This is a genomic window from Acinetobacter sp. YH12021, from assembly GCF_013420145.1.
Taxonomy (GTDB): Bacteria; Pseudomonadota; Gammaproteobacteria; order Pseudomonadales; family Moraxellaceae; genus Acinetobacter; species Acinetobacter towneri.
In genome coordinates this window covers 1-2,176 of record NZ_VOYT01000058.1, presented here as the reverse complement: position 1 = coordinate 2,176, position 2,176 = coordinate 1, and the positions used below count along the sequence as shown (strand labels likewise).

Below are 2,176 nucleotides of genomic sequence, written 5' to 3'. Positions count from 1 at the left end.
TTGGCCTTTCACTTTTTCACGCCCCAATTGGATAAAAATGAACAATTTCGTAAATTATAATTCTTTAACACTAAAGTTACATGTTACTTATGATTAAAAATCATTTAAATGATACATAATTTCATGAGCTTTCAGATTGTAACTTTAGGGTATACCCTAAACATACATAAAATTTTAAAGTTATTTCATAGTAAAAGGTTACATATCACATGACATTTTTAATTCTTGTATATTACCTAATGAAAACCGTGAAAATTTTCTAAATAGTGAATGATCATTACAGAATTATCTTTTCTTTTCCCTATTTAACTTAAAATAAGTTATATAACTTTAAAATAATTGTTTATCTTTGAGATATTAAAAATGCAGCAAGTCGATGTACCTAAAATATTTGTTTCATATAGTTGGTCAAGTCCTGAACATGAAGAATGGGTTCTAGAATTAGCTGAAAACTTAATGAAAGATGGTATTGATATTGCCCTTGATAAATGGGAATTAAGAGAAGGAGATGACCCAATATTCTTCATGGAAAGTATGGTTAATGATCCTACTATTACTAAAATAATTATGATTATTGATGGAAAATATACGGATCGTGCAAATCAACGCCATGGCGGTGTTGGAACTGAATCTACGATTCTATCGCAGGAGCTTTATAGTAAAAGGGATAAAAATAAAATTGTCGCTGTTATAGCTGAACCTGATGCTCCTAAACCTATATTTTATGCAGGTAGACTACATGTTGATTTGTCGGATTCTGAAAGATATGCAGAGGAATATGAAAAGTTAGTTCGTTGGGCTTATGATAAATATAAATATGAGAAACCTAAACTTCTTGGTAGTGCTCCGAGTTTTATTGTTGCTGAAGATAATCAAGTTGCATTATTCACAAATACTCAATATCGAATGGCAATAGATGCTTTAGAAAAGGGTAGAAGTAATGCCAGCAGTTTGGTAAAGCAATACTTAGATAAGCTATATTTGGAATTACCAAAATTTTCACTTTTAGATGATGATAGTAATGTTGAAGAAGCATTTAAACAGAAGCTTGAACATTTTCAACCTCATTTATATGAGTTTAAAAAAATTGTTGATACTGTTTGTACTCATTCCAATGAATCTAAGATTTTTAAACATTTCCGTAGCTTTTTAGAAAGCCTTTTAAATTTATTAACTGTTATTCCAAATCAAAGAAGCCGTTTAACAGCAGATTTAGAATTATTTTGTTTTTTAAATTATCAAATATTTCTTTCGCTAATATCTATTCTGATTAAAAATGAAGAATTTAATGAACTTAAAGAGATTCTAGATGAACTCTATATGTTGCCAGAAAATTTTCATCATCGGCACTTATTAGATAAAAAATATATGACTTTTAGCGTTTTTCTTCCAAGAGAATATAATTTTATTGAAAATACCTTAAAATCAAGAATGTATTCGCCATTAGGAGATCTTGTAAAGGACTATTCTGATAATCAAGTTATTAGTTTTGAAGAAATGTGTGAAGCAGATGCATTCTTGTTTATTAAATCTTTAACACTTAATGTACAAGATGATGATTTTTATAGAAAAAGATGGTGGCCTCATCTGTCTTTTTATATTGCAAATCATCGACACCTTGCTTTAAAAGTTTTTGTTAAGTCAGAAAGAGCCAGCTATTTTGACGAAATCAAGAAAGTATTGAATGTTCAGGACTTACAGTTTATAGAGGATATACTAAATATAAATAAGGATAATCCATATGCTCCAAATCCATTTATTCCTAAATGGACTGGGTCATTTGCTCAATTTGATTTAAAGATTCTAAGCAATTTAGAAAAATTACATAAGTCATAGATAACAGATCTCTTTCATAAATCAAAAAATGACCGATATATTGCTGATTATTTGTACCGAAGAATTTTAAATATTCATGCATAATTTGCGAATGAAATACCACGACTCAAAGAAGCTTTCTGAAACACAGTTTAAGCGATATACAGGCATCAGTTTTTCAACCTTTGATTTAATGGTTGAACAATTGAAAATGCATATCCCTGTAAAAGGTAGAGAGGTGGTTCCACTTGTTTGAACAACTAAAAGCGTATTTATAAGTGATATTCCGCTCTAGTTAAGCCACCTTGTTTTGTTGGGGTAGCTGATCATAGTAAAACTCATTTGGTGTCATTTTGTCTAG

The 2,176-nt window shown here is 29.5% G+C and carries 1 protein-coding gene; it reads left to right on the top strand.

The genetic code is table 11. From position 1 onward, the window contains the following. The first annotated feature begins 363 nt into the window (after positions 1-363). Entirely contained in the window at positions 364-1,836 is a 1,473-nt protein-coding gene (locus tag FTT91_RS14425) for a toll/interleukin-1 receptor domain-containing protein (RefSeq protein WP_050049533.1), read from the top strand. The last annotated feature ends 340 nt before the right edge of the window (positions 1,837-2,176 follow it).

What these genes read in the sequence shown, in the direction of transcription:
- FTT91_RS14425 (WP_050049533.1), top strand. Translation starts at nt 364, where the DNA reads ATGCAGCAAGTCGATGTACCTAAAATATTTGTTTCATATAGTTGGTCA.